Origin of the sequence: Microbacterium sp. CPCC 204701 (assembly GCF_004010105.1) — a bacterium.
In the GTDB taxonomy this organism is placed as follows: Bacteria; Actinomycetota; Actinomycetes; order Actinomycetales; family Microbacteriaceae; genus Microbacterium.
Genome location: NZ_RRYE01000419.1, coordinates 1 through 2,439, shown reverse-complemented (window position 1 = coordinate 2,439; position 2,439 = coordinate 1). Strand labels below are relative to the sequence as shown.

The window sequence follows — 2,439 nt, the reverse complement described above, 5'->3', positions numbered from 1 at the left end:
CCGCCCCCGCCTCGGCCCTCGGTCGCGAGGGCGCGACCGGTGCTGTCCGCTCGCGCATCGCGGCACGTCGCGGACTCGCAGCGGTCGGCGCATGGCTGGCGGGGAGCGGCCTGGCCCAGGTGGTCGCCGACGCCCGGTCCGAGGCGGATCGCGTTCGCAGGGCGGCGCTCTTCGGCGGTTCCGCGCCAGAGTGAGTGCGCTGCGGCGGCCGCTGTCAAGGGTGGATGCCGGAATCGGAATACAGGGCTACCCTGGGAGGGTCGTCAGGTGCACACCGAGCGTGAGGAGACCCCATGAGGGGCAAAGCAGGACTCGTCGTCGGACTCGCCATCGGGTACGTGCTCGGCACGAGGGCGGGCCGCGAACGCTACGAGCAGATCAAGACGCAGTGGTTGAAGGTGTGGAACCTCGACCCCGTCCAGGAGCAGGTGGGCAAGGTGAAGGACTTCGCGAAGTCCCAGGCGATGGCGCTGCCGTCGACGCTGTGGGACTCCGCGGTGAAGGTCGCGCAAGCCGCCGGGTCGAAGGGCACGCCGGGCCAGAAGCTCGACGCGACGCTCAAGGCGGGCAAGGACTCGGCCGACGACGTCGAGACGGCCGCCCAGAGTTCCGCCGAGGCGGTCAAGGACGCCGTCGACGAAGCCGTGGACGACAACACCGACGCCCGCGGCGGAGCGTGACGTGACGACGCCGCGTGGCTTCCGCGATCGCGCGGACGACAGCCTCCTCACGCTTCTCGGCGAGATTCCGGAGCTCGTCCGCAACCTCGTCATCGCCGAGGTCGATGCGGCCAAGGCGTGGCTCGCGCGCACCGCGAAGGACGGCGGGTGGGGCGCCGTGTGGGTCTTCGCGGCGCTGTTCGTGCTGTTCTGGTCGGTGCCGGTGCTCGGCACCTTCGTGATCGCCGGGCTCTCCTCGTGGTGGCCGGTGTGGCTGTCGGCACTCGTGGTGTTCTTCGCGATGCTCATCGTCACGGCAGTGCTGGCGCTGCTGGGCATCCTGCGCTTCAAGCGCATCGGTCAGCGTCAGAACCCCGTTCAGTCGATCGCCCAGGACGTGAAGGAGGTCCGCGATGAGCTCTGAGGCTCCCGTGCCCGTGCCCCGAACCGCGGTGCCGCTCGGCATCGACGACCCGGTCGAGCACGCCCGGGCGGAGCTGAAGGCGGCGCTGGCCGCAATCGAGGAGAAGGCGAACGTGCCGCGGCGGGTCAGCCGCGCCGTGGACGAGGGCGTCGAGAAGGCTCGTGCCTTCCAGCGGCGCAACCCCGCCGCGGCCGCGGTCGCGGTCGTCGTGGGGGCTGCGGCGATCGGCGCCGCGGTGTGGGGGCTGGTGCGGCTCTACACCCGCTGAGTCACGGGCCGGGGAGGGCCTTTCGCGATGAGGGGTATGCTCGGGGATCAAGGCAGTGCAATGGTGCGTATGCTGCCGGTCGCGCGAACCCGATTCGATCCGCGCATCGGCTGCTCGAACGTCGCGGGCGGCCGACTGAGCATCACGAGAGTCGACCCCTCATGAACACAGCCCCCCAGCACCAACCCGCCAAGCCGCTCGCCGGCTGGCGCGTTCTCGTTCCCCGCGGCGGACCGTGGGGCGATGGTGTTGCGGCGACGCTGCGGCGACAGGGAGCGACGCCCGTGATCGCGCCGCTCATCAACTTCGCTCCGACGAACGATCAGGCGGCGCTCGACCAGGCGCTCGCCGACCTCGCCGCCGGCGCGTTCGACTGGCTCACGGTCACGAGTGCGACCACCGTCGACGTGCTCTACGCTTATCGCGCCACGGTGCCGACGAGCACGAAGATCGCCGCGGTGGGCGAGACGACGGCCGCCGCACTCCTCGCCGTCGGCTACCACGTCGACCTGGTCCCCGAGAGAGACAACTCCGCCGCCGGCATGGCCGAGCAGATGATCGGGCTCGAGCCCGAGCCGCGCGACATCCTCACGCTCCGCAGCGAGATCGCCAAGCCGGTGCTCACCCGCATGCTGTCCGAGGCGGGGCACCGCGTGCGCAGCGTCGTCGCGTATCGCACCGTGGGGGTTCCGGTGACCGAGCGGATCGCCGAAGACGTGCGCTCCGGTCGCATCAACGCGATCCTCGTCACGAGCGGTTCGGTGGCCGAGCAGGTGCACCAGCAGTTCTCCGAGATCCCCGACACGACGCTGATCGCCGCGATCGGGCCGCGCACCGCGCGCGACGCGAAGCGCGCCGGCCTCGATGTCGACGTCGTCGCCGAGGTGCAGACGGTGGACGCGCTGATCGACGCGGTCGCGAAGTTCCCCCTGCCCCACGCCGCCGACGAGTTCGCGCCCCGCACCGGCGCGTTTCCGCTGCCCGGCACCGAGCGGGGCTGAGGCGGCATGCGCGACTCGCCCCGCATCGTCGTGCTCGCCGGCGGGGTCGGGGGCTCGCGCTTCGTCCTCGGCGTGCGCGGCGCGCTG

4 protein-coding genes and 1 pseudogene are annotated in these 2,439 nt (G+C 71.6%); all 5 read left to right on the top strand.

Annotated elements, in window-relative coordinates:
• Positions 1-194: pseudogene (locus tag EIO58_RS19185) on the top strand (FAD-dependent oxidoreductase); the annotation flags it as partial.
• Between the two features lie 99 nt (positions 195-293).
• Positions 294-680 (top strand): hypothetical protein, encoded by a 387-nt coding sequence (locus EIO58_RS16235; protein WP_127820359.1) that lies wholly within the window; start codon positions 294-296, stop codon positions 678-680.
• A gap of 1 nt (position 681) precedes the next feature.
• The gene (locus EIO58_RS16230; protein WP_127820358.1) at positions 682-1,083 is read left to right on the top strand and encodes a phage holin family protein; all 402 of its coding nucleotides are present in this window, start codon (positions 682-684) and stop codon (positions 1,081-1,083) included.
• Positions 1,073-1,351: a DUF3618 domain-containing protein gene (locus EIO58_RS16225; protein WP_127820357.1), complete on the top strand. Its 279-nt coding sequence runs from the start codon at positions 1,073-1,075 to the stop codon at positions 1,349-1,351. The genes EIO58_RS16230 and EIO58_RS16225 overlap by 11 nt, the downstream gene beginning before the upstream one ends.
• A gap of 161 nt (positions 1,352-1,512) precedes the next feature.
• The gene (locus EIO58_RS16220; RefSeq protein WP_127820356.1) at positions 1,513-2,352 is read left to right on the top strand and encodes a uroporphyrinogen-III synthase; all 840 of its coding nucleotides are present in this window, start codon (positions 1,513-1,515) and stop codon (positions 2,350-2,352) included.
• The last annotated feature ends 87 nt before the right edge of the window (positions 2,353-2,439 follow it).

Bases quoted from the DNA above. Each gene is read 5' to 3' on its own strand.
- EIO58_RS16235 (WP_127820359.1), top strand. From the start codon at position 294: ATGAGGGGCAAAGCAGGACTCGTCGTCGGACTCGCCATCGGGTACGTG.
- EIO58_RS16220 (WP_127820356.1), top strand. From the start codon at position 1,513: ATGAACACAGCCCCCCAGCACCAACCCGCCAAGCCGCTCGCCGGCTGG.
- EIO58_RS16225 (WP_127820357.1), top strand. From the start codon at position 1,073: ATGAGCTCTGAGGCTCCCGTGCCCGTGCCCCGAACCGCGGTGCCGCTC.